Source organism: Streptomyces sp. JH34 (assembly GCF_029428875.1).
Lineage (GTDB): Bacteria > Actinomycetota > Actinomycetes > Streptomycetales > Streptomycetaceae > Streptomyces.
In genome coordinates, this window is the sequence record NZ_JAJSOO010000001.1 from 3,719,039 (window position 1) to 3,741,162 (window position 22,124).

18 protein-coding genes are annotated in these 22,124 nt (G+C 70.3%); 11 read left to right on the plus strand and 7 right to left on the minus strand.

Translation table 11 applies throughout. The features are described from left to right. Positions 1–146 precede the first annotated feature (146 nt). The 7 genes from pdhA (LWJ43_RS16555) (at position 147) to LWJ43_RS16585 (ending at position 8,818) form a co-directional block, all read left to right on the plus strand. Entirely contained in the window at positions 147–1,319 is a 1,173-nt protein-coding gene (gene pdhA / locus LWJ43_RS16555) for a pyruvate dehydrogenase (acetyl-transferring) E1 component subunit alpha (RefSeq protein ID WP_277333005.1), read from the plus strand. Next, a complete protein-coding gene (locus LWJ43_RS16560) occupies positions 1,316–2,347 on the plus strand; it encodes an alpha-ketoacid dehydrogenase subunit beta (protein WP_277333006.1) in 1,032 nt (343 codons plus the stop codon). The genes pdhA (LWJ43_RS16555) and LWJ43_RS16560 overlap by 4 nt, the downstream gene beginning before the upstream one ends. Next, positions 2,347–3,777: a dihydrolipoamide acetyltransferase family protein gene (locus tag LWJ43_RS16565; RefSeq protein ID WP_277333007.1), complete on the plus strand. Its 1,431-nt coding sequence runs from the start codon at positions 2,347–2,349 to the stop codon at positions 3,775–3,777. Before LWJ43_RS16560 ends, LWJ43_RS16565 begins: the two co-directional genes overlap by 1 nt. A 94-nt stretch (positions 3,778–3,871) precedes the next feature. Beyond that, positions 3,872–4,747: an NTP transferase domain-containing protein gene (locus LWJ43_RS16570; protein ID WP_277333008.1), complete on the plus strand. Its 876-nt coding sequence runs from the start codon at positions 3,872–3,874 to the stop codon at positions 4,745–4,747. Then, positions 4,744–6,489 (plus strand): molybdopterin molybdotransferase MoeA, encoded by a 1,746-nt coding sequence (locus tag LWJ43_RS16575; RefSeq protein ID WP_277333009.1) that lies wholly within the window; start codon positions 4,744–4,746, stop codon positions 6,487–6,489. The genes LWJ43_RS16570 and LWJ43_RS16575 overlap by 4 nt, the downstream gene beginning before the upstream one ends. Further along, entirely contained in the window at positions 6,447–7,589 is a 1,143-nt protein-coding gene (locus LWJ43_RS16580) for a potassium channel family protein (protein WP_277333010.1), read from the plus strand. The genes LWJ43_RS16575 and LWJ43_RS16580 overlap by 43 nt, the downstream gene beginning before the upstream one ends. A gap of 242 nt (positions 7,590–7,831) precedes the next feature. Beyond that, on the plus strand, positions 7,832–8,818 hold the full coding sequence (locus LWJ43_RS16585) for an NAD(P)H-quinone oxidoreductase (RefSeq protein ID WP_277333011.1): 987 nt from the start codon (positions 7,832–7,834) through the stop codon (positions 8,816–8,818). Between the two features lie 228 nt (positions 8,819–9,046). On the opposite strand, the gene LWJ43_RS16590 is transcribed toward LWJ43_RS16585, so the two are convergent. From LWJ43_RS16590 to LWJ43_RS16600, 3 genes are all read right to left on the minus strand, one after another. Then, the gene (locus LWJ43_RS16590) at positions 9,047–9,592 is read right to left on the minus strand and encodes a bacterial proteasome activator family protein (protein ID WP_385449656.1); all 546 of its coding nucleotides are present in this window, start codon (positions 9,590–9,592) and stop codon (positions 9,047–9,049) included. 717 nt (positions 9,593–10,309) lie between these two features. After that, positions 10,310–10,546 carry a hypothetical protein gene (locus LWJ43_RS16595; RefSeq protein ID WP_277333012.1) on the minus strand — a complete coding sequence of 79 codons (237 nt, stop codon included), beginning with the start codon at positions 10,544–10,546 and terminating at the stop codon, positions 10,310–10,312. A gap of 465 nt (positions 10,547–11,011) precedes the next feature. Next, on the minus strand, positions 11,012–12,634 hold the full coding sequence (locus tag LWJ43_RS16600) for a protein kinase domain-containing protein (protein ID WP_277333013.1): 1,623 nt from the start codon (positions 12,632–12,634) through the stop codon (positions 11,012–11,014). A gap of 294 nt (positions 12,635–12,928) precedes the next feature. Between LWJ43_RS16600 and LWJ43_RS16605 the strand changes: the two genes are divergently transcribed. Next, complete coding sequence (locus tag LWJ43_RS16605; RefSeq protein WP_277333014.1) at positions 12,929–14,536, plus strand: protein kinase domain-containing protein; 1,608 nt, start codon at positions 12,929–12,931, stop codon at positions 14,534–14,536. Positions 14,537–14,683: 147 nt separating this feature from the next. Here the strand turns inward: LWJ43_RS16605 and LWJ43_RS16610 are convergent, their stop codons facing one another. The 3 genes from LWJ43_RS16610 to LWJ43_RS16620 form a co-directional block, all read right to left on the minus strand. Beyond that, positions 14,684–15,739, minus strand: coding sequence for a phosphotransferase (locus LWJ43_RS16610; protein ID WP_277333015.1), 1,056 nt, complete (start codon positions 15,737–15,739; stop codon positions 14,684–14,686). Positions 15,740–15,764: 25 nt separating this feature from the next. Next, positions 15,765–16,334, minus strand: coding sequence for a pyridoxamine 5'-phosphate oxidase family protein (locus LWJ43_RS16615; protein ID WP_277333016.1), 570 nt, complete (start codon positions 16,332–16,334; stop codon positions 15,765–15,767). Positions 16,335–16,455: 121 nt separating this feature from the next. Further along, the gene (locus LWJ43_RS16620) at positions 16,456–17,115 is read right to left on the minus strand and encodes a response regulator (protein ID WP_277333017.1); all 660 of its coding nucleotides are present in this window, start codon (positions 17,113–17,115) and stop codon (positions 16,456–16,458) included. 347 nt (positions 17,116–17,462) lie between these two features. On the opposite strand from LWJ43_RS16620, the gene pdhA (LWJ43_RS16625) reads away from it, so the two are divergent. Genes pdhA (LWJ43_RS16625) through LWJ43_RS16635 form a run of 3 tightly spaced genes read left to right on the plus strand, consistent with a single transcriptional unit; the run spans position 17,463 to position 21,014 of the window. Further along, positions 17,463–18,620: a pyruvate dehydrogenase (acetyl-transferring) E1 component subunit alpha gene (gene pdhA / locus LWJ43_RS16625; RefSeq protein ID WP_277333018.1), complete on the plus strand. Its 1,158-nt coding sequence runs from the start codon at positions 17,463–17,465 to the stop codon at positions 18,618–18,620. A gap of 2 nt (positions 18,621–18,622) precedes the next feature. Continuing rightward, positions 18,623–19,603 carry an alpha-ketoacid dehydrogenase subunit beta gene (locus tag LWJ43_RS16630; protein WP_277333019.1) on the plus strand — a complete coding sequence of 327 codons (981 nt, stop codon included), beginning with the start codon at positions 18,623–18,625 and terminating at the stop codon, positions 19,601–19,603. Positions 19,604–19,613: 10 nt separating this feature from the next. Next, on the plus strand, positions 19,614–21,014 hold the full coding sequence (locus tag LWJ43_RS16635; protein ID WP_277333020.1) for a dihydrolipoamide acetyltransferase family protein: 1,401 nt from the start codon (positions 19,614–19,616) through the stop codon (positions 21,012–21,014). An 84-nt stretch (positions 21,015–21,098) separates the two neighbouring features. Here LWJ43_RS16635 and LWJ43_RS16640 read toward each other — a convergent pair whose 3' ends face one another. Continuing rightward, entirely contained in the window at positions 21,099–21,998 is a 900-nt protein-coding gene (locus LWJ43_RS16640) for a D-alanyl-D-alanine carboxypeptidase family protein (RefSeq protein WP_277333021.1), read from the minus strand. Positions 21,999–22,124: the final 126 nt, after the last annotated feature.

Consider the following 22,124-nt stretch of genomic DNA (forward strand, 5'->3'; position numbering starts at 1 on the left):
CCACAGGCTGAAGGTGCCTGTAGCCAAATTGCGCCCGCGACCGAACAATCGGTAGGTGAGGCACGCCACACCAGTGCCTGATCACGCCCCGACATTCTGCAGATTTCGACACCCCCGATGTATCCCGATGCCAGGAGGTGCTTGTCATGACGGTCCAGGAGCTGCCCGGCGCAGCCGTCTACCGGCCCACGCCGCCCCCGGCCTGGAAGCCGCTCACCGATCCCGCGCCGCTGCTTCCGGACCCCGAGCCGTTCCGCGTGCTCGGTACCGATGCCGCAGCGGGTGCCGACCCCGAGCTGCTGCTGAGGCTCTACGCCGAGCTGGTCCGCGGCCGGCGGTACAACGCCCAGGCCACGGCGCTCACCAAGCAGGGCAGGCTCGCGGTGTACCCGTCGAGCACCGGCCAGGAGGCCTGTGAGATCGCGGCGGCTCTCGTCCTGGAGGACAGGGACTGGCTCTTCCCCAGCTACCGCGACACCCTGGCCGCGGTGGCGCGAGGCCTGGATCCGGTCGAGGCGCTGACGCTGCTGCGGGGCGACCGGCACACCGGGTACGACCCGCGTGAGCACCGCATCGCCCCCCTGTGCACCCCACTGGCCACCCAGTTGCCGCATGCCGTGGGGCTGGCGCATGCGGCGCGCCTCAAGGGCGACGATGTGGTGGCGCTCGCGATGGTCGGTGACGGCGGGACGAGTGAGGGCGATTTCCACGAGGCACTGAATTTCGCGGCCGTCTGGCGTGCGCCGGTCGTGTTCCTCGTGCAGAACAACGGTTTCGCGATCTCCGTGCCGCTGGCGAAGCAGACCGCGGCGCCGTCCCTCGCCCACAAGGCCGTGGGATACGGCATGCCGGGACGTCTGGTCGACGGCAACGACGCGGCCGCGATGCACCAGGTGCTGAGCGAAGCGGTGGCACGGGCCAGGCGTGGGGAGGGACCGACTCTGGTCGAGGCGGTCACGTACCGCATGGACGCCCACACGAACGCCGACGACGCCACCCGTTACCGCGGTGACAGCGAGGTGGAGACGTGGCGCGCGCATGATCCCATCAAGCTCCTCGAGCGGGAGCTGACCGGGCGCGGACTGCTGGACGAGGACGGCATGAGCACGGTGCGGGAGGGGGCCGAGCGGATGGCGGAGGGCCTGCGGGAGCAGATGAACGCCGATCCGGTGCTCGACCCGATGGACCTGTTCGCCCATGTCTACGAGCAACAGACCGGGCAGCTACGGGAGCAGGCGGACCGGTTGCGGGTCGAGCTGGACGCCGAGCACGGTCCGAACGACGAGAACGACGAGAACGGCGTGGGGGATGGCCGATGAGCACCGCTGCCGCGACCGCCGGTGAACGCACCGGCAGGGCCAAACCGGCCACGATGGCGCAGGCCCTCGGGCGGGCACTGCGTGACTCGATGGCTGAGGATCCGACGGTGCACGTCCTGGGGGAGGACGTCGGAACACTCGGTGGCGTCTTCCGCGTCACCGACGGCCTGGCGAAGGAGTTCGGCGACGAGCGCTGCACGGACACTCCACTGGCCGAGGCGGGCATCCTCGGCGCGGCCGTGGGAATGGCGATGTACGGGCTTCGGCCCGTGGTGGAGATGCAGTTCGACGCCTTCGCCTATCCGGCGTTCGAGCAGTTGGTCAGCCATGTCGCCAAGATGCGGAACCGGACGGGCGGGGCGATGCCTATGCCGATCACGGTGCGGGTGCCGTACGGCGGCGGGATCGGCGGGGTGGAGCATCACAGCGACTCCTCCGAGGCGTACTACATGGCGACACCCGGCCTGCACGTCGTCATGCCGGCCACCGTCGACGACGCCTACGGCCTGCTGAGGGAGTCGATCGCCTCCGACGACCCGGTGGTCTTCCTGGAACCGAAGCGGCTCTACTGGTCCAAGGCCGACTGGTCACCGGATGCGCCGGCGTCGGTCGAGCCGATAGGGCGGGCGGTGGTCCGGCGCCCCGGCCGCAGCGCGACCCTGATCACCTATGGGCCGTCCCTCCCCGTGTGTCTGGAAGCTGCCGAGGCGGCCACGGCCGAGGGGTGGGATCTCGAAGTGGTAGACCTGCGCTCGCTGGTGCCGTTCGACGACGAGACCGTCGCCGCGTCGGTCCGCCGCACCGGTCGTGCGGTGGTCGTCCACGAGTCGTCCGGGTTCGGAGGTCCGGGCGGAGAGATCGCGGCGCGGGTCACCGAGCGGTGCTTCCACCATCTGGAGGCGCCGGTGCTGCGCGTCGCGGGATTCGACATCCCCTATCCGCCGCCGATGCAGGAGCGGCACCATCTGCCGGGCGTGGACCGGGTGCTCGACGCGGTCGCCCGTCTTCAGTGGGAGGCGGAGAGCTGATGGCGCAGGTGCTGGAATTCAGGCTGCCCGACCTGGGCGAAGGACTGACCGAGGCGGAGATCGTGCGCTGGCTGGTGGAGGTCGGCGACGTGGTCGCCGTCGATCAGCCGGTCGTCGAGGTCGAGACGGCCAAGGCCATGGTGGAGGTGCCCTGCCCCTACGGGGGCGTGGTGACGGCACGATACGGCGAGGAGGGCGCGGAGCTCCCGGTCGGCGCACCGCTCCTGACCGTGGCGGTCGGATCGGTGGAGCGGACCACGGAGCGCGCGGGTTCCGTCACGTCCTCAGGTGGCGGTGCTGCCGAGAGCGGGGCGTCGGGCAATGTGCTGGTCGGCTACGGCACGGGTGCACCTGCCGCTCGGAGGCGACGGGTGAGGCCCGCGCCCGTCTCGGCCGTGTCCCCGGCACCGGCGACCGCGGCCGGGATCGTGGCGCCCGCGACCAGGATCGGTGCGTCGGCCGCGGAGACATCCACGGCGCCAGGGACGACCACCGCTGTGGCGATGGATTCGGCCCCGGTACTCGGTGTGGTACGGCCTCAGGGCCCCGTTGCGGTCATCTCCCCGCTGGTTCGGAAGCTGGCACGGCAGCACGGCCTCGATCTCCGGCAGATCGTCGGTACGGGACGCGACGGGCTGATTCTGCGTACCGACGTGGAGTCCGCCATCAAGGCGGCGGAAGCACCCGCTGCCGGGGGACAGCCGGTAACCGTGCCGGATGCGGAGCCGTCCGTCGAGCGGATCCCGCTGCGCGGGGTCCGGGGCGCCGTCGCCGACAAGCTGTCACGCAGCCGGCGTGAGATTCCCGAAGCCACGTGCTGGGTCGACGCAGACGCCACCGAGCTGATGGCGGCACGGGCCGCCATGAACGCGGCCGGTGGTTCCGCGGCCGGGCCCAAGGTGTCGGTGCTCGCCCTGTTGGCCCGCATCTGCACGGCGGCTCTGGCGCGGTTCCCCGAACTCAACTCGACGGTCGACGCGGACGCACGGGAGATCGTGCGGCTGTCCGGGGTGCACCTGGGATTTGCCGCGCAGACGGAGCGGGGCCTCGTCGTTCCGGTCGTCCGTGACGCGCATACCAGGAACGCGGAGTCCATCGGCGCGGAGATCGCCCGCCTGACCGGCGCGGCGCGGGACGGGAAGCTGACCCCGGCGCAGCTCACCGGCGGGACGTTCACGCTGAACAACTACGGGGTGTTCGGAGTCGACGGTTCGACTCCCATCATCAACCACCCCGAAGCGGCCATGCTCGGCGTCGGCCGGATCATGCCCAAACCCTGGGTGCACGAGGGCGAGCTGGCTGTTCGCCAGGTCGTGCAGCTCTCGCTCACCTTCGACCACCGGGTCTGCGACGGCGGAACGGCAGGCGGCTTCCTGAGGTACGTGGCCGACTGTGTGGAACAGCCGGCGGTGTTGTTGCGCACTCTGTGACGGAGCACGGGAGCATGGCGCCCCCGGCCCGGGCTTCTCGTGAGTTCGGTCCCCGGGGGCCCGCCGGGGACGGAGGGCCCGCATACTCGGGGGCATGACCGCGTATGACGCCATCGTTCTTGCCGGAGGGGCCGCGAAGCGCCTCGGAGGAGCTGACAAGCCAGGGCTCCACGTGGGTGGCCGGTCGCTGCTCGACCGGGTGCTGGCCGTATGTGCCGACGCCGGGTCCACCGTGGTGGTGGGTGGGCGCAGGGCGACCGTGCGTCCGGTCACCTGGACTCGCGAAGTGCCGGAAGGCGGCGGGCCTTTGGCCGCACTCGATGCTGGTGTACGGCACACGGAAGCGGAAAATGTCCTGGTGCTCTCCGCGGACCTGCCGTTCCTGGGGGAGGCGACCATCCGCGCGTTGCTGGCCGCGACGGATCCGGGATCCCGCGAAGGCGCCCTGTGCACCGACCGGGACGGGCGGGACCAGCCGTTGGTCGCGGTGTACCGGGCCGAGCCGCTGCGCCGTGAACTCGCACTTCTCGCCACCGAGCACGGCAGCCTGGCCGGACTCCCTCTGCGCCACCTGACCGCCGAACTGGACCTGGCCCGGGTCCCCGCCGGCCCTTTGGCTTCCTTCGACTGCGACACCTGGGAAGACATTGCTGCCGCCAGGGCGCGGATCAGGGAGCATGGGACCGTGCTGGACGAATGGATCACCACAGTCAAGAACGAACTGGGCATCGAACTCGACGTCGATACCGGCGTCCTGCTCGACCTCGCCCGCGACGCGGCGCATGGCGTCGCCCGGCCGGCCGCGCCACTGACCACCTTCCTGGTGGGGTACGCGGCTGCGATGGCGAGCAGCGGCAGAAGCCCGGAGGATGCGACTGACGCGGTTGCAGATTTCTCCCGCAAGGCCACTGCCCTCGCGCTCCGATGGGCCGAGGAAACGGAGGCGGGTAGCGGACCCGGCACGCCGTGACCGCGCACGGACGCGAGGAACGGCCGGCTGACGGAGGCCGGTCGGCCGAGGAGGAGCGCGCCGACGAAGAGCGCGCCGAGGAGGAGCGGGCCGTCGAGCAGGCTCTGGCTCTCGTCGGCCGTCAGCCGCAGGCCGGGCACCGCCCACCGGTGGGGCCCGGCGAGACGTCCCCCAAGCCGAATTCCCCGCCAGCGGCGACATCGACATCACCGGCGACGCCCTCGTCGGCGCCGACGAGGCCGAACGCGAGCGCCGGCCCGAACCTGAGCTCACGGAACCTGAGCTCACGGAACCCGAGCTCACGGAACCCGAGCTCACGGAACCCGAGCTCACCGAACCCGAGCTCACCGAACCCGAGCTCACCGAACCCGAGCTCACCGAACCCGAGCTCACCGACGTCGTACTCACCGGCCTCGACTTCACCGAGGCCGGGCGCCTCGATCCCAGGCGTCCCTCCCTCGGGTTCCTCCCGGCCCCACGAGGGCTCATCGGCCGGCCGATCCGTGTCCTCCCCGCACGCCCACCGGGCCGAAGCCACCGCCTGGGCCGCGGCGCGTGCCCTGGCCGAACGCCTCGGCCGCGCCACTCCCCCGACTGCCCACCGGCTTCCACTGGACCGTGCTCTCGGACACGTCCTGGCCGAGGCGGTCGTAGCGCTCACGGATCTGCCGTCGTTCGACACCTCGGCCATGGACGGCTGGGCCGTCGCGGGGCCGGGCCCCTGGGCCGTCCGGGAGGGGGAAGGGCTGCTTGCCGGACGCGGTTCCACGGAACCGCTCCCCGACGGGCAGGCGCTGAGGATCGCCACAGGTGCGCGTCTTCCCGCGGATGCCACGGCCGTGATCCGCACCGAGCACGCGCACTTCGACGAGGCCAAGGGGCTTCTGCACGCCGACCGCGAGGTGGTTCCGGGCCAAGACATCCGGCCCAGGGGCCAGGAGTGCCGGTCCGGCGACGAGCTTCTGCCTGTGGGGACGGTGGTGACTCCTCCCGTACTCGGGCTGGCGGCCGCCGCCGGGTACGACGCGCTCGTCGCCGTACCCCGGCCCCGTGTCGATGTCTTCGTCCTCGGCGACGAACTCCTCACAGCGGGGCTTCCCCACGACGGACTGATCCGGGATGCGCTCGGCCCCATGCTGGTCCCCTGGCTCCGGGCTTTGGGAGCGGAGGTGGCCGAGCCCCGACGGCTCGGGGACGATGCCGAGGCGCTCCGGCAGGCACTCATCTCCTCCGATGCCGACCTGATCCTCACCACGGGCGGGACAGCCGCCGGCCCCGTGGACCATGTGCACCCGGTGCTGGCCGAGATCGGTGCCGATCTCCTCGTCGATGGGGTGGCCGTACGCCCCGGTCATCCCATGCTCCTGGCACGCCTCACCGAGGGCGGCCCCTGCCTGGTGGGATTGCCCGGCAACCCTCTTGCCGCGGTGTCCGGACTGCTGACACTGGCCGAGCCCCTGCTCCGGGGAATCGCTGGTCGCACTGCCCAGGACCCGTACCGTGCGCCTGTCCACGACGAGGTGCAGGGGCACCCGCACGACACGCGGCTCATCCCTGTGGTTCATCGCGACGACAGCGTCGTGCCTCTTCATTACAACGGCCCCGCCATGCTCCGGGGGATCGCTGCCGCGGACGGGCTGGCCGTGGTACCTCCCGGCGGGGTACGGTCCGGCACCGAGGTGGAGATCCTCGATCTACCGTGGGCCTCGGCGTCGCCGTGGACGGAAGGGTGTTTCACGTGAAACTTCCCGGCCACGATGCGATGGCCAGGCGCGCAGACGAACATGTCGTCCCCACCCGGGTGCTTCTGCCCCGGCGGGTGGTCGACAGACCGCTGCGGCAGGTGGCCAAGCGTCTGGCTATGGCTCTCACGGTGCTGGCCACCACGGTCTTCATCGTCTGGGCGGACCGGGGCGGCTACCACGACAACGCCGACAACAAGGTCGATTTCCTCGACGCCGTCTACTACGCGACAGTGACATTGTCGACGACCGGCTACGGCGACATCGTCCCGTACAGCGACCCGGCCCGCTTGGTCAATGTGGTGCTGGTGACGCCGTTGCGTGTGCTCTTCCTGATCATCCTGGTCGGCACCACCCTCGAGGTCCTGACGGAACGGACCCGGGAGGATTTCCGGCTGAACCGTTGGAGAAGCAACTTGCGTGAACACACCGTGGTCGTCGGCTTCGGCACGAAAGGCCGTTCAGCGATCCAGACGCTGTGTACGACCGGGCTGAAGAAGGACCAGATCGTCATCGTCGATCCGGCCGGCAAGGTGATCGAAGCAGCCAACGCCGAAGGCTTCGTGGGCGTGCTGGGCGATGCGACCCGAAGTGATGTGCTGTTGCGGGCCGAGGTCCAGAAGGCCCGCCAGATCATCATCGCCACCCAGCGCGACGACACCGCCGTACTGGTTGCCTTGACCGCGCGTCAGCTCAACCGCGGTGCGAAGATCGTGGCCGCCGTCCGTGAGGAGGAGAACGCGCCACTGCTGCGGCAGTCCGGTGCCGACGCCGTGATCACCAGCGCGAGCGCGGCGGGACGTCTGCTCGGTCTCTCCGTCCTCAGCCCCAGCGCGGGCACGGTGATGGAGGATCTCATCCAGCAGGGCAGCGGGCTCGATCTCGTCGAACGACCGGTGATAAAGGCCGAGGTGGGCAAGAGCGTCCGTGAGACCGACGACCTGGTGGTGAGCGTGCTGCGCGGCCACAGGCTGCTGGGTTACGACGATCCGGCGGCCAGCCCTCTGCAGCTGACGGACCGGGTGATCACCATCGTGCGTGCATCACCGCTGCATACGTCTGCGACGCAGCATCCTCAGTCGCCCGGCCAGCGGTCGTAGCAGGAGCGGTCGGGCCCCGGCACACCGGCGGGTCCGCCTCTGTACACACCGGCACGTCCGCCTCTGTACACACCGGCGGGTCCTTCTCCGTACACACCAGCGGGTCCGCCCCGTACATCGGCGGGTCCGCCCAGCACACAGGCAGATCGCCCGCGCACAGGGCCCCCGAACTCAAGCGGGTCCGCCCCGCATGCAGGCAGGTCTGCCCCGCCCGGGACCGTGTACGGAGTAGCCTCGCGCCCATGTATGCGATCACGATCCCCGAACCCGGCGGCCCCGAAGCGCTCGTATGGGCCGAGGTCCCCGATCCCGTACCAGGCGAGGGCGAAGTCCTCGTCGAGGTCGTGTCCAGTGCGGTCAACCGGGCCGATGTCCTGCAGCGGCAGGGCTTCTACAACCCTCCGCCCGGCGCCTCTCCCTACCCCGGCCTCGAATGTGCGGGCCGCATCACGGAGCTGGGCCCCGGAGTCACGGGATGGGCCGTGGGCGACGAGGTGTGCGGACTGCTCGCGGGCGGCGGGTACGCAGAGAAGGTGGCTGTGCCCGTCGGCCAGTTGCTGCCGGTGCCCGACGGCGTAGACCTCACCGAGGCCGCGGCATTGCCCGAGGTGGCGGCGACGGTCTGGTCCAACGTCTTCATGGTGGCTCACCTCCGCCCCGGCGAGACCCTTCTGGTCCACGGCGGATCCAGCGGAATCGGCACGATGGCGATCCAGCTCGCCAAGGCCGTCGGCGCGCGCGTCGCCGTGACGGCGGGAGGCCCCGAGAAGCTGGCGCGCTGTCAGGAGCTCGGAGCCGACATCCTCATCGACTACCGCGAGCAGGATTTCGTCGAGGAGCTGCGTCAGGCCACGGACGGCGTGGGGGCGGACGTCATCCTCGACATCGTCGGGGCGAAGTATCTCGACCGGAACGTACGGGCCCTGGCTGTGAACGGTCGCCTCGCCATCATCGGCCTTCAGGGCGGTGCCAAGGGCGAGCTCAACCTGAGTGCCCTTCTGAGCAAGCGGGCCGCTGTCACGGCGACGTCGCTTCGCGCGCGGCCTCTCGCGGAGAAGGCCGCGATCATCGCCGCAGTTCGCGAGCACGTGTGGCCCCTGCTCGCCGACGGTGTCGTCAAGCCGATCGTGGACCGCACGATGCCGATGACGGAGGCAGCCGAAGCCCACCGGCTGATGGAGTCCAGCAGCCACATCGGGAAGATCCTCCTGGCTGCGCCGAAGGCCTGACGCGAAGGTCTGAAGCTGAAGGCCCGAGGCCCAAAGGGCAGCCCGGCACGGCCAACCAAGCACGTGGCATCTACCAGGCCGGCTGCTCGGCTCCCCGGCTGCCCGGCTCCTCGTCACCGGGCGGACCGGGCGGACCGGGCGGAGAAGCGGACCGGCAAACGGCGGGGCCCGGCACACGTCGCGTGTGCCGGGCCCCGGTTGCGTAGGACAGTCGGTGAGCGCTGAGGGTTACAGGTAGGGACCGGAACGCGCAGGACCGTGAGGGTCGACAACGCCTTCCTCGTCTTCATGGCCGACGCCCGGAGGAAGGGCACGGCGCATCTGCTCCAGCTGTGCACGGGCCGCCATCTGCTGGGCGAACAGTGCCGTCTGGATGCCGTGGAAGAGGCCCTCGAGCCAGCCGACCAGCTGGGCCTGCGCGATCCGCAGCTCGGCTTCCGACGGTACGGACTCCTCGGTGAACGGCAGTGAGAGCCGCTCCAGCTCCTCCACGAGTTCCGGGGCAAGACCGTCCTCGAGCTCCTTCACCGAGCTCGCGTGGATCTCCTTCAGCCGGACCCGGCTCGCCTCGTCGAGAGGAGCCGCCCTGACCTCCTCCAGAAGCTGCTTGATCATGCTGCCGATGCGCATGACCTTCGCGGGCTGTTCGACCATCTCCGTCACCGGGACCTCGCGCGACTCGTCGTCACCGCCGCCGCCGATAGCCATTCCGTCCTGCCCCACTACGAGGACCTGGGGGTGCTCCTGCGACCGTTCATTCCTCGGCATCTCCATGACGCCATTCTCTCGCACACGGCCTTCACCACATGGTGGTGCCCCCGGAAAGGGATGATCACCCTTCCCCGGGGCCACCACCAGGCACCGGCCAGGCACCGGGGCGTCCCCTCGTCCGTGGCCGATCGCCCGGCGCGTCGCGCCAGGTTCCATCGCCTCGCGCAGATCGATCAGACGCAGCGACACCGCCGGCACGGCGCTCGCCACCGTGCCGATCAGGGCGCGGACCGCCGGCATCGTGCCGCCCGCCACCGTGCCGAGCAGCACGCGGACCGCCGGCATCGTGTCCCTCCGTGGTGCCGCCGGTGACAACTACCGCCACACCACCCGCCAGGACCGGACGGCGGGTCCTTGAAGCGCCGACGCCTGCGATCGTGGCCTGTCGGCCAGACCGCGCCGGTACGGCGCACCGGTCGGGCAGAGACCGACCCGACCAGGGCGATCGCCAGATCGCAGCAGCTCCCGAGGGCGGATCCCGGGGGGTTCAGAAGCTGTATGCCGACCAGCTCCTCCACCCGGTGCGCCTGTCCTCCATGATCGAGTGCGACATGTGATCGGCGTCGTTCTTCCAGCCCCGTTCTTCCAGCCCCGTCCTCCCGGTCCCGTCCTCCCGGTCCCGTCCTCCCGGTCCCGTTCTCCCGGTCCCGTCTTTCCAGTGCCGTTCTCCCCGTCCCGGGCGACCGTGCTGTCAGCCTCGTGCCCCGGCCGAGGACGGGATCAGTCCGCGCGGCGCATCCGGAGGGCAAGAAATGCGAGCCCCAGCCCGACCAGGGTGATGCCGCTGCCCAGCGACACGTCCCGCACCTGCCGGGCGGAGGCCTCGTTCAGGGCCTGCCGTTGCCGAGGTGTCCTGCCGGTTTCCGGGAACGCCTCGGGGGGCGGAGCGAAGGTGGGTACCTCGACGGGATCGGGGTCCGGCGGCATCTCGTCCGCCGCGGCGTCGGAGTCCGCCACTTCCAGAGGGGAGAGGGACCTCCCCGGACGCGCTCGGCCCTCCCCGGCCGACCGTCCGGCCAGGGGCGGCTCCTCCGCGGAGGAGCCGGCGGAGGGAGAGCGGGAAGCCTCGGTGGCGGAGGAACCCGAGGGCTTGGCGGGTGCCAGGAGTGCCGGAGATGGGGATCCGCCGTCCTCGTGGGCCCAGGCGGCGGGCCCGAGTGCCAACCCGATCGCCGTCACCAGACAGACGACGCACCGTGACGACCGTGAAGCCGGGAGTCCTGGAGGCATGAGATCAGCGTCACACGCCCGGATGCGTCCGGCATCCCGGAAGGGCCCCGCAGCCTCCCCGCACCATGTCGCGGGGACCACCCGGACAACCTGCGAACGTCGCGGACCCTGCGGACGTCGCGCAGGGCGGGAACGAGACGAGGCAGGAGGGACCGGGAAGGAAGAGAAGACCGACGGGAGGACCAGCCGTGATCAGGCCGGGTCACCCGTGGACACGCGCAACTCGAAGTCGGCGCCCTGCTCGGGGACCGCGGTGCCCGACGAGGGGAACTGGTCGATCACCTGGTCCTCGGCGTAGGTGTTGCCCTCCACCTCGACCACCTTGATGGTCCAGCCGGCCGCGTCGGCGCAGTCCTTGGCCGACCGGATGTCCTTGTAGACGAAGTTCGGGGCCTGGACCTTCGACGGGTCGTTCGTGTCCTCCGCGGCGTCGGTGCACTTCTCCGTGTCCATCGTCCGGTTGCGCTCCGGCGCCTTGTGTTCGCCGGCCACGGCGGACTCGCTCGAACCCGGGTCGTCGCCCTTGCCGTTCTCCGATTCGCCGCCCATGTTCAGGAAGGCGATCAGACCGCCGATCGCGAGCAGGGCGACCACGATCGACCCCACGACGACCGGCATGTTGCTCTTGGACGCGCCGCCTCCACCGGAGCCCGTCGCCGTCTGCGGGGACATCGTGTACGGAGCAGGCGTCTGCTGCCCCATGTGCGCGGCAGTCCCGTACGGCTGGGCCGCCTGCGGATAGCCGTAGCCCGGCGTGGGAGCAGGGGTCGGCGGGCCGTAGGGGCCCGGCTGGTGCTGCTGCGGCTGGTACGGCGTCTGCACGCCCTGCGGAGCCGGTGTGGCCTGGTCGACGGGCGGGAAGACCGCCGAGCCGACGCCCGAGCCGCTGTTCGCCGGACCGCCGCCGCCGACGATCACCGGAGCGCTTGCGGGGCCGACGGCGCTCAGCACGCGCGTGATCTCGTCCTGCATCGCCGCTGCGCTCGGGAAGCGCTCGTTCGGGTTCTTCTTCAGTGCGCGGGCGACGAGCGCGTCCATCGCGGGTGTGACCGCACGGTTGATGCTCGACGGGGCGACCGGCTCCTCCTGCACGTGCGCGTACGCGATGGCGAGCGGGGAGTCCGCGTCGAACGGGATGCGTCCCGTGAGCAGCTGGAAGAGCATGATGCCGACCGAGTACAGGTCGGAGCGCGCGTCGACGCCGCGGCCGAGCGCCTGCTCGGGGGAGAGGTACTGAGGGGTGCCGACGACCATCCCGGTCTGCGTCATCGAGGTGACGCCCGACTGCATGGCCCGGGCGATGCCGAAGTCCATCACCTTGACGACGCCGCGCTTGGTCATCATCACGTTGCCGGGCTTGATGTCGCGGTGGACCAGACCCATCTCGTGACTGGTCTCCAGGGCGGCGAGTACATCCGCCGTCACCTTGAGGGCCTTGTCGGCCGGCATGGCGCCGTGCTGCTGGATGTCGGCCTGGAGCACGGAGCCGAGCGGCTGCCCCTCGACGTACTCCATGACGATGTACGGCATCAGCGCGCCGCCGAGCTCGTCCTCGCCCGTGTCGAAGACCGAGACGATGTTGGTGTGCTGCAGCTTGGCGACGGCCTGCGCCTCGCGCCGGAACCGCTCGCGGAAGGACTGCTCGCGCCCCAGCTCCGTGTGCAGTGTCTTGATCGCGACCTGCCGGTCCAGGGCCGAGTCGTACGCGAGGTAGACGGACGCCATGCCGCCCTCGCCGAGCAGGTCGCGCAGCTGGTAGCGGCCGCCGGCCACAGAACCGCCCGCGTACCTGCCCTGTGCGCCGTCGTGGCTCATGACTTGCATCCCCCTCGGCGCCCGACGGACGCGATCATCCCTATTACGGGCCAAGTCTGCCCGAGGGGTACGACACGTCAAGCCAGGTGCCCGTTCCGTGACCCTACGCACAAGAAGCGTCTCGGAAGCGTTACAGGAAACGCATGGAATTTGCGTGTAAGGCGCGCGAGCCGATTGGATGGCCCGTCACTCTGGGAACCGGTGTGCCGGGCAGAGGCTGTAGCGTGACGTGGCAATGCAGCAAAGCACCGTGAGAACCCGCGGACGCGCGGACAGATACGACGGCGAGGACTGATGGCACCCGATTCCGAAGCAAACGGCGGCGGAGTCTCGGATGGCACCGACTCCTGGGGTGTCGGCGGTGTGGTCGGAGACGGCCGTTACCGCATGACCCACCGGCTCGGCCGCGGCGGCATGGCCGAGGTCTACGCCGCGGAGGACGTCCGTCTGGGACGCACGGTGGCAGTGAAACTGCTCCGTTCCGATCTTGCCGAGGACCCGGTCTCCAAGGCCCGCTTCACGCGTGAGGCGCAGTCGGTCGCGGGGCTCAACCACCACGCGATCGTCGCCGTGTACGACTCCGGCGAGGACGTCGTCGGCGGCTCGACCGTTCCCTACATCGTGATGGAGCTCGTCGAGGGCAACACCATCCGCGATCTGCTGCTCGAGGCCGAGGCACCGCCGCCCGAGCAGGCGCTGATCATCGTCTCGGGCGTTCTGGAAGCCCTGGCGTACTCCCATCAGCACGGCATCGTGCACCGTGACATCAAGCCGGCGAACGTGATCATCACGCACTCCGGCGCCGTCAAGGTGATGGACTTCGGCATCGCCCGCGCACTGCACGGCGCCCAGTCGACGATGACCCAGACCGGCATGGTCATGGGCACGCCCCAGTACCTCTCGCCGGAGCAGGCGCTCGGCAAGGCGGTCGACCACCGTTCCGACCTGTACGCGACCGGCTGTCTGCTCTACGAACTGCTGGCGCTGAGACCCCCGTTCACGGGCGAGACCCCGCTCTCCGTCGTGTACCAGCACGTCCAGGACATTCCGGTTCCGCCCTCCCAGGTCGCGGGCGAGGTCCCGCCGGAGCTGGACGGGCTCGTCATGCGTTCCCTCGCGAAGGAGCCTGACGACCGGTTCCAGAGCGCCGAGGAGATGCGCGGCCTCGTCCAGTACAGCCTGCAGATGCTGCAGGTGCAGGGCGGGCACACGGGTACGTGGAACACCGGCCCGGTCAACGCCCACGACGGCGGTCACACGACGGCGATGAACGTCGGCGGCGGCACGGCGGCCATGGGATACCCCGCGCACGGGGACACCTCGCAGGGCCCCATCCTGCCCCCCATGAACCCCGACGACGGCGGTTACACCGGCGGCCACCACAGCAACGGTGGCGGCCGCGGCAAGATGTGGCTGTTCGTCCTCCTCGCGCTGATCGCGATCGGTGCGGGCGTCGCGTTCGCCCTCCAGGCGGCGAACGGCGACGAGGGCAAGAAGGAGACCCCGACGTCGCCGACCACGTCGGTCTCCCCCTCGCCGACCCCGACCTCACCGGAGCCGACGGACGAGGAGACCGAGGAGACCAAGGACCCGGACTCCTCCACGGGCGGGCAGACGTGGCCCACCAGCGATCCGACGTGGACCCCGACGCATAAGCCCACCGAGCCGACCGACGAGCCGACGGAGACCCCCACGTCGCCCGACCCGGGCACGAGCGACGGCGGTGCGACGACGGACGGAGGCACCGGCGACGACGGCGGGACCACCGACGGCGGTGCGACGACGGACGGCGGAACCGGCGACGACACGGGAGGGACGACGACGGAGGGGACCACCGCCGGCACCTCGGCCGGAGCCGCGGCGGGCACCGCCGCCGGAGCGGCCGGAACCACCGCGGGATGAGGACGGGCGTCACCGGGCGGTGACGGAGGCCTCCACGCAGTGGAGGCCTCCGCCGATCGCCCCGCCCCTCTCGGGGAGCGAAGGCCACCCGGAAGCTCACGCCGGAAGGCCACCCGGAGACTCAGGCCGTGCAGACCGCCCCGCACTTCACGCCGTGAAGGCGTCGCCGACCGCTTCGTACTCCCGCGTCCACCACACCGCCAGGGCCGACACCGCAGGGAACTGCGGGTCGGCCCTGCGGTCGTGCAGGCTGTAGCGCCAGCTCAGTATCCAGAAGTCGTTGAGGCGCTCCCACCACACCCGGTGCACCGCGGCCGCCAGCTCGGCCGCCCCCGCACCTGCCTGCCGCCGGTAGGCGCGGGCGTACGCCCTCACCTTCTCCAGTGCCAGCTTCCCGTCCGGCCGGACGAAGAAGATCGCCGCCGCCCGTACGGCCTCCTCGGCGCGTGGCTGGACCCCGAGCCGGTCCCAGTCGACGATCGCGACGGGATCGGCTCCCCGGTAGAGCAGGTTCAGCGGGTGGAAGTCCCCGTGCACCCATCCCCGTGCGGAGCCCTCGGGCGTCGGCGGGCGGCGGTGCGCGTGCTGCTCCAGCAGGGCACGGCGCTCCACGAGACGGTGCACGGCCAGCTCGTCGAACGCGTCCCGCGGGCCGAGGTGCCGTGCGGCCGTCAGCAGCTCGTCGATCAGTGTGAACGTGTCGGCGGGGTCGGGGCTCTGGCCCCGCACCGGGGGTGGCGGGTCCGCCTCCATGACCTTCTCCAACCCCATGTGCACGGCTCCGAGGAGTGCCCCGAGCCGACGCGACTGGGCGGTCGTCAGCTGGGTGCCGTCCCGGTGGAGGCCGTCCACCCAGCGGTGGAGGGCGTAGCGCTCCCCGTCGATCACCGTGACCGTGTCACCCTGTGTGTCCGCGAGGGGCGGAACCACCGGCACGCCGAGGGAGTGCAGCTGCTGGGTCGCCCGGTGCTGCCGGACGATCGTGGCGTGATCGCCACTGGCGTCGTCGAGGTGGTGCTTGTCGAGATGGTGCTTGAGGAAGTACGAGCCCCGGGTGGTGGAGACGCGGTAACCGTGGTTGAGCAGGCCCTTGCTGAGAGGTTCGCAGGCAAGGGGTTCACCGGCGTCCGGGTAGCGGCGCAGGACCTCGCCGACCGGAGGAACAGGCGGAAGGGTCACAGATGAGCGCAGCACTCGACACATGTTAGGTGACGCTAAGTGTCCGGCCTTACGGACTTGCGCCGAAGGCCAGAGTGTGCATGTGTGCCAGGCGGGGATCGAGCCGGAGATACACCGGATCGAAGTGCTCGCCGTTCACCTCGGCCGGCCCGGTCCCGAAGCGGGCACGATGGCCCGGGCCCGGGTCCATGATCTCGACGGGGCCGGTGAACTGCACGGACCAGAGGCCCTCCGTGCCGGAGGGGGCCGGGGAGTTGAAGTTGTCCGCCCCGTAGGCGACGACGCTTCCGTCGCAGGACTCGTGAAAGCCGAGCCCCCTGTGCATCCGCAGGACGACGCGGCCCTCGATCACCAGGTGCCGGGCCACGGCGAGGAAGGGCAGGGCCCGCATGCTCATCGCCAGCCGCCCGTAGCGGACGCTGCCGAGCAGCTCGATGGCGCGGAGCTTGTCCGCGCCGTCGGAGCTGGAGGAGGCCGCGGTGCCCGGGGCTCCGGAGACGCCGGAAGGGCCGGAGGCGCCCGGGGCTCCGGAGACGCCGGAAGGGCCGGAGGCATCCGAGGCCCCGGAGACGCCGGGATCCTCAGCGGTCCCGGTGCAGGAGGGGCGGGATGAAAGCATGGCTCCCACTCTCCGGCACGGGTAGGAGCCGTGTAAGGGTCGGCGGCCCCCGACGGCCCGGGACCAAAGTCCCGCGGTCCGACGTGCGGGACCGGGCCCCTGGGCGCCCGTCCCGCCGCGCTCAGCGCTTCTCGGCCTGAAGCCTCGCCACGTATGCCGCCGCCTGCGAACGACGCTCCATGCCCAGCTTGGACAGCAGGCTGGAGACGTAGTTCTTGATGGTCTTCTCGGCGAGGTGCAGCCGCTCGCCGATCACCCGGTTCGTCAGTCCCTCGCCGATCAGGTCGAGGATCTTGCGCTCCTGGTCGGTCAGCCCCGCCAGCCGGTCGTCGCCCTTGCCCTCCTTGCCCTCGCGCAGTCGTTCCAGCACGCGGGCGGTGGCCGCCGGGTCCAGCAGGGACTTGCCGGCAGCGACGTCGCGGACGGCGCTCAGCAGTTCGTTGCCGCGGATGGCCTTCAGCACGTATCCGGAGGCGCCCGCCATGATCGCGTCGAAAAGGGCCTCGTCGTCGGCGTACGAGGTGAGCATCAGGCACTTGATGTCCTCGTCCCGTGAGCGGACCTCGCGGCAGACCTCCACCCCGCTGCCGTCCGGCAGGCGTACGTCCAGGACGGCGACGTCCGGCTGGGTGGCGGGAATCCGTGCGAGGGCGTCCGCGGCCGTGCCGGCCTCGCCGACGACCTCGATGTCGGCCTCGGCGGTCAGCAGCTCATGGACTCCGCGTCGGACGACCTCGTGATCATCGAGCAGGAATACAGTGATTTTTCCTTCTTCGCGCACATTCGCAGTCTCACACACTCCCTTGTCCCATGCCCTTCCCTGCGCCTTCCGGCCGGGATAACGTGCCGTTGTTCCGGCCGCCTGCCAGGCCGTTGCCAGTGCTGTGACCAGCGAGAGTTCGCCGTTTTGGCGATTTACTTGGAAATCCAAGCAAAAACGCAGGTCACAAGGTGTTTCGCAGTTATGCGACGCACTGGGTAACGTGCTTATGACAGGACGCTCGCCGGGGCACCTGTCACGCCTGTTCCCGGCCGAGCGGCACCCACCCCGTGCACGGGTCCGGACACAGGCGAGCCGCACTGGCTTCCCGGCCATCCCGGGGGCCGGACCGACGGAGGAGCACGCACGTGACCGTGGAGAGCACTGCCGCGCGCAAACCGCGACGCAGCAGCAAGCGGACCAGCGCGAAGACGCCCGCGAAGACGCCGGAGGGGTCCGGCCCCCAGCTGGTACAGCTGCTGACGCCCGAGGGTGAGCGCGTCGAGCACCCGGACTTCGAGATCGACCTCAGCGCGGAGGAGCTCCGGGGGCTCTACCGGGACATGGTCCTGACCCGTCGTTTCGACGCCGAGGCCACCGCGCTGCAGCGCCAGGGCGAGCTGGGCCTGTGGGCCTCGCTGCTGGGCCAGGAGGCCGCGCAGATCGGCTCGGGCCGGGCACTGCGCGACGACGACTACGTCTTCCCGACCTACCGCGAGCACGGTGTGGCCTGGTGCCGGGGCGTCGACCCGACCAATCTGCTCGGCATGTTCCGCGGTGTGAACCACGGCGGCTGGGACCCGAACACCAACAACTTCCACCTGTACACGATCGTCATCGGCTCGCAGACCCTGCACGCCACCGGCTACGCCATGGGCGTCGCCAAGGACGGCGCGGACTCGGCCGTGATCGCGTACTTCGGTGACGGCGCCTCCAGCCAGGGCGACGTCGCGGAGGCCTTCACCTTCTCCGCCGTCTACAACGCCCCCGTCGTGTTCTTCTGCCAGAACAACCAGTGGGCGATCTCCGAGCCGACCGAGAAGCAGACGCGTGTGCCGCTCTACCAGCGCGCGCAGGGCTTCGGCTTCCCCGGGATCCGGGTCGACGGCAACGACGTCCTCGCGTGCCTGGCCGTCACCAGGTCGGCGCTGGAGCGCGCCCGTCGCGGCGAGGGCCCCACCCTCGTCGAGGCGTTCACCTACCGGATGGGCGCCCACACCACCTCCGACGACCCGACCAAGTACCGGGCGGACGAGGAGCGGGCGGCCTGGGAGGCGAAGGACCCGATCCTGCGGCTGCGCACGTACCTGGAGAAGCAGGAACTCGCCGACGCGGCGTTCTTCACCGCGCTGGAGGAGGAGAGCGAGGCCCTCGGCAAGCGGGTGCGTGAAGCGGTGCGGGCCATGCCCGAGCCGGACCGGCTGGCGATCTTCGACCACGCCTACGCCGACGGCAACCCCCTCGTCGACGAGGAGCGCGCCCAGTTCGCCGCCTACCAGGCATCGTTCGCCGAGGAGGGCAACTAGCCATGGCCGTTGAGAAGATGTCCATCGCGAAGGCGCTCAACGAGTCGCTGCGCAAGGCGCTCGAGACCGACCCCAAGGTCCTGATCATGGGGGAGGACGTCGGCAAGCTCGGCGGGGTCTTCCGCATCACGGACGGACTCCAGAAGGACTTCGGCGAGGACCGGGTCATCGACACCCCGCTCGCGGAGTCCGGCATCGTCGGGACGGCGATCGGCCTGGCCCTGCGCGGTTACCGTCCGGTCGTCGAGATCCAGTTCGACGGCTTCGTCTTCCCCGCGTACGACCAGATCGTCACGCAGCTCGCCAAGATGCACGCCCGCTCGCTCGGCAAGATCAAGCTGCCGGTCGTCGTCCGCATCCCGTACGGCGGCGGCATCGGAGCCGTCGAGCACCACAGCGAGTCGCCCGAGGCCCTGTTCGCGCATGTGGCGGGCCTCAAGGTCGTCTCGCCCTCGAACGCGAGTGATGCCTACTGGATGATGCAGCAGGCCGTCCAGAGCGACGACCCGATCATCTTCTTCGAGCCCAAGCGGCGCTACTGGGACAAGGGGGAGCTCGACACCGAGTCCATCCCCGGCCCGCTCCACAAGGCCGCCGTGGCCCGTGCGGGATCCGACCTCACGCTCGTCGCGTACGGCCCGATGGTGAAGGTCTGCCTGGAGGCCGCCGCCGCGGCGCAGGAGGAGGGCAAGTCGGTCGAGGTCCTGGACCTGCGGTCGATGTCCCCGATCGACTTCGACGCGGTACAGACCTCGGTCGAGAAGACCGGCCGGCTCGTGGTGGTTCACGAGGCGCCGGTGTTCTACGGCTCCGGGGCCGAGATCGCGGCCCGGATCACCGAGCGCTGCTTCTACCACCTCGAAGCGCCGGTGCTGAGGGTCGGCGGCTACCACGCCCCCTACCCGCCGGCCCGGCTCGAGGACGAATACCTGCCGGGTCTCGACCGGGTGCTCGACGCCGTCGACCGCTCGCTGGCGTACTGAGGAGAGGGTCGTGACGACGATGACCGAAACGTCCGCTCGTTTCCGTGAGTTCAAGATGCCCGACGTGGGCGAGGGACTGACCGAGGCGGAAATCCTCAAGTGGTTCGTCCAGCCCGGCGACACCGTCACCGACGGCCAGGTCGTGTGCGAGGTCGAGACCGCCAAGGCGGCCGTGGAGCTGCCGATCCCGTTCGACGGGGTGGTGCACGAGCTGCGCTTCCCCGAGGGCACGACCGTCGACGTCGGCGAGGTGATCATCGCAGTGGACGTGGCACCGGGCAGCGGTGACGTGCCCGCCGCCGAGACCGTGCAGCAGCCCGTCGCGGAGGCCGCGCCCGAAGCGGAGCCGGAGGCGCCCAAGGGCCGTCAGCCGGTGCTCGTGGGGTACGGCGTCGCCGAGACCTCCACCAAGCGCCGCGCCCGCAAGGGCGCGCAGGTACCGGGGCCGGCGGCCGCCGCGGTCCAGGCCGAGCTCAACGGCCGCGGGACGAAGCTCCCGGAGAGCCGCCCGCTCGCCAAGCCGCCGGTGCGCAAGCTGGCGAAGGACCTGGGTATCGACCTCGCCACGGTCACCCCGACCGGTGAGGGCGGCGTCATCACCCGGGACGACGTCCACGCGGCCGCCGCACCGGCTCCCGCCGAGGCTCCCGTGCGGGCCGAGGAGGCCGTCGCGGTTCCCGCGCCGGTCGCCACGATCGCGGATCCGGCGGGCCGGGAGACCCGCATCCCGGTCAAGGGAGTGCGCAAGGCCATCGCCCAGGCCATGGTCGGCAGCGCCTTCACGGCTCCGCACGTCACCGAGTTCGTGACCGTCGATGTCACGCGCACGATGAGGCTCGTGGCGGAGCTCAAGGAGGACAAGGACATGGCGGGGGTCCGGGTCAACCCGCTCCTGATCATCGCCAAGGCGCTCCTGGTCGCGATCCGGCGCAACCCGGCGGTCAACGCCGCCTGGGACGAGGCCAACCAGGAGATCGTGCAGAAGCACTACGTCAACCTGGGTATCGCCGCCGCGACTCCGCGTGGCCTGATCGTGCCGAACATCAAGGACGCGCACGACAAGACCCTGCCCCAGCTGGGTGAGGCACTGGGGGAGCTCGTGTCCACGGCACGCGAGGGCAGGACGTCCCCGGCGGCCATGGCCGGCGGCACGGTGACCATCACCAACGTCGGAGTCTTCGGCGTCGACACGGGGACGCCGATCCTGAACCCGGGTGAGTCCGCGATCCTCGCGGTCGGGGCGATCAAGCTGCAGCCCTGGGTCCACAAGGGCAAGGTGAAGCCACGTCAGGTCACCACGCTGGCGCTCTCCTTCGACCACAGGCTGGTCGACGGCGAGCTGGGCTCCAAGGTCCTCGCCGATGTCGCGGCGGTCCTGGAGCAGCCCAAGCGGCTGATCACCTGGGCCTGACAGGCCGTACGGAAGAAGGGGGCCCGCCGCATGACGCGGCGGGCCCCCTTCCCGCGTGCGCGGGTCACCTCTCGCGCGTACGGGTCACTTCTTGAAGCCGTAGTCCAGGAGCTTCTTCGCGTCGGCCGTCCGGGTCGTGGCGGACGTCGAGGTGAGGACGGTCCCGATGACCGTCTTGCCGTTCCGGGTCGCGGCGAAGACCAGGCAGTACTTGGCCGTCGGTCCGGAGCCGGTCTTCACACCGATCATGCCGGTGTAGCTGCCCAGCATGGCGTTGGTGTTGGCCCACGACATGTAGCGGTAGCCACCGGTCTTGGTGGTGACCTTCTGCTTCGTCGACTTGGTCTTCACGATCGCGCGGAACGTGGAGTTCTTCATCGCGCTGCTGGCGATCTTCGTCAGATCGCGCGGGGTGGAGTAGTTCGAGCCGCCGCCGATGCCGTCGAACGAGTCGAAGTGGGTGTTCTTCAGACCGAGGCTCTTCGCGGAGGCGTTCATTTTGCCGATGAAGGACTTCACCCGCGCGGCCCGCGTGGAGCCGGTGCCGAACTTGTCGGCCAGGGCGTAGGCGGCGTCGCAGCCGGACGGCAGCATCAGGCCGTACAGGAGCTGACGGACCGTGACCTTGTCGCCGACGATCAGCCGGGCCGACGAGGCGTTCTTGGAGACGATGTAGTCGCTGTACGCCTTCTGGACGGTGACCTTGGCGTCGAGGTTCAGGTTCTTCTGCGCCAGCACGACCTTGGCGGTCATGATCTTCGTCGTCGAGCCGGTGGAGCGACGGGTGTCCGCGCTCTTGCCGTAGAGCGTCTTCGCGGTGCCGTTGTTCATCACGAAGCCGCCCTTGGCGGTGATCGTGGGCGTGGGCGGTGCCGCTGCCTGCGCCGTGGAGGCGAACGCTCCGGTCGCGAGGACGGCTCCCGCTGTCAAGGCCACGACGGACGCGACGGAGACGCGGCGTGTGCCCGAAATACCGTATGTCAAAGGAGACGCTCCCAAATGTCCTGAAAGGGCGATCGCACGGGAGTGCCGCCCTGACAAGAGACTCGCGAGGGCGCCGAATGGCTGTACGCCCGAACGAGTGAGTCGCGTCATTTTTCCAGGCGGGTT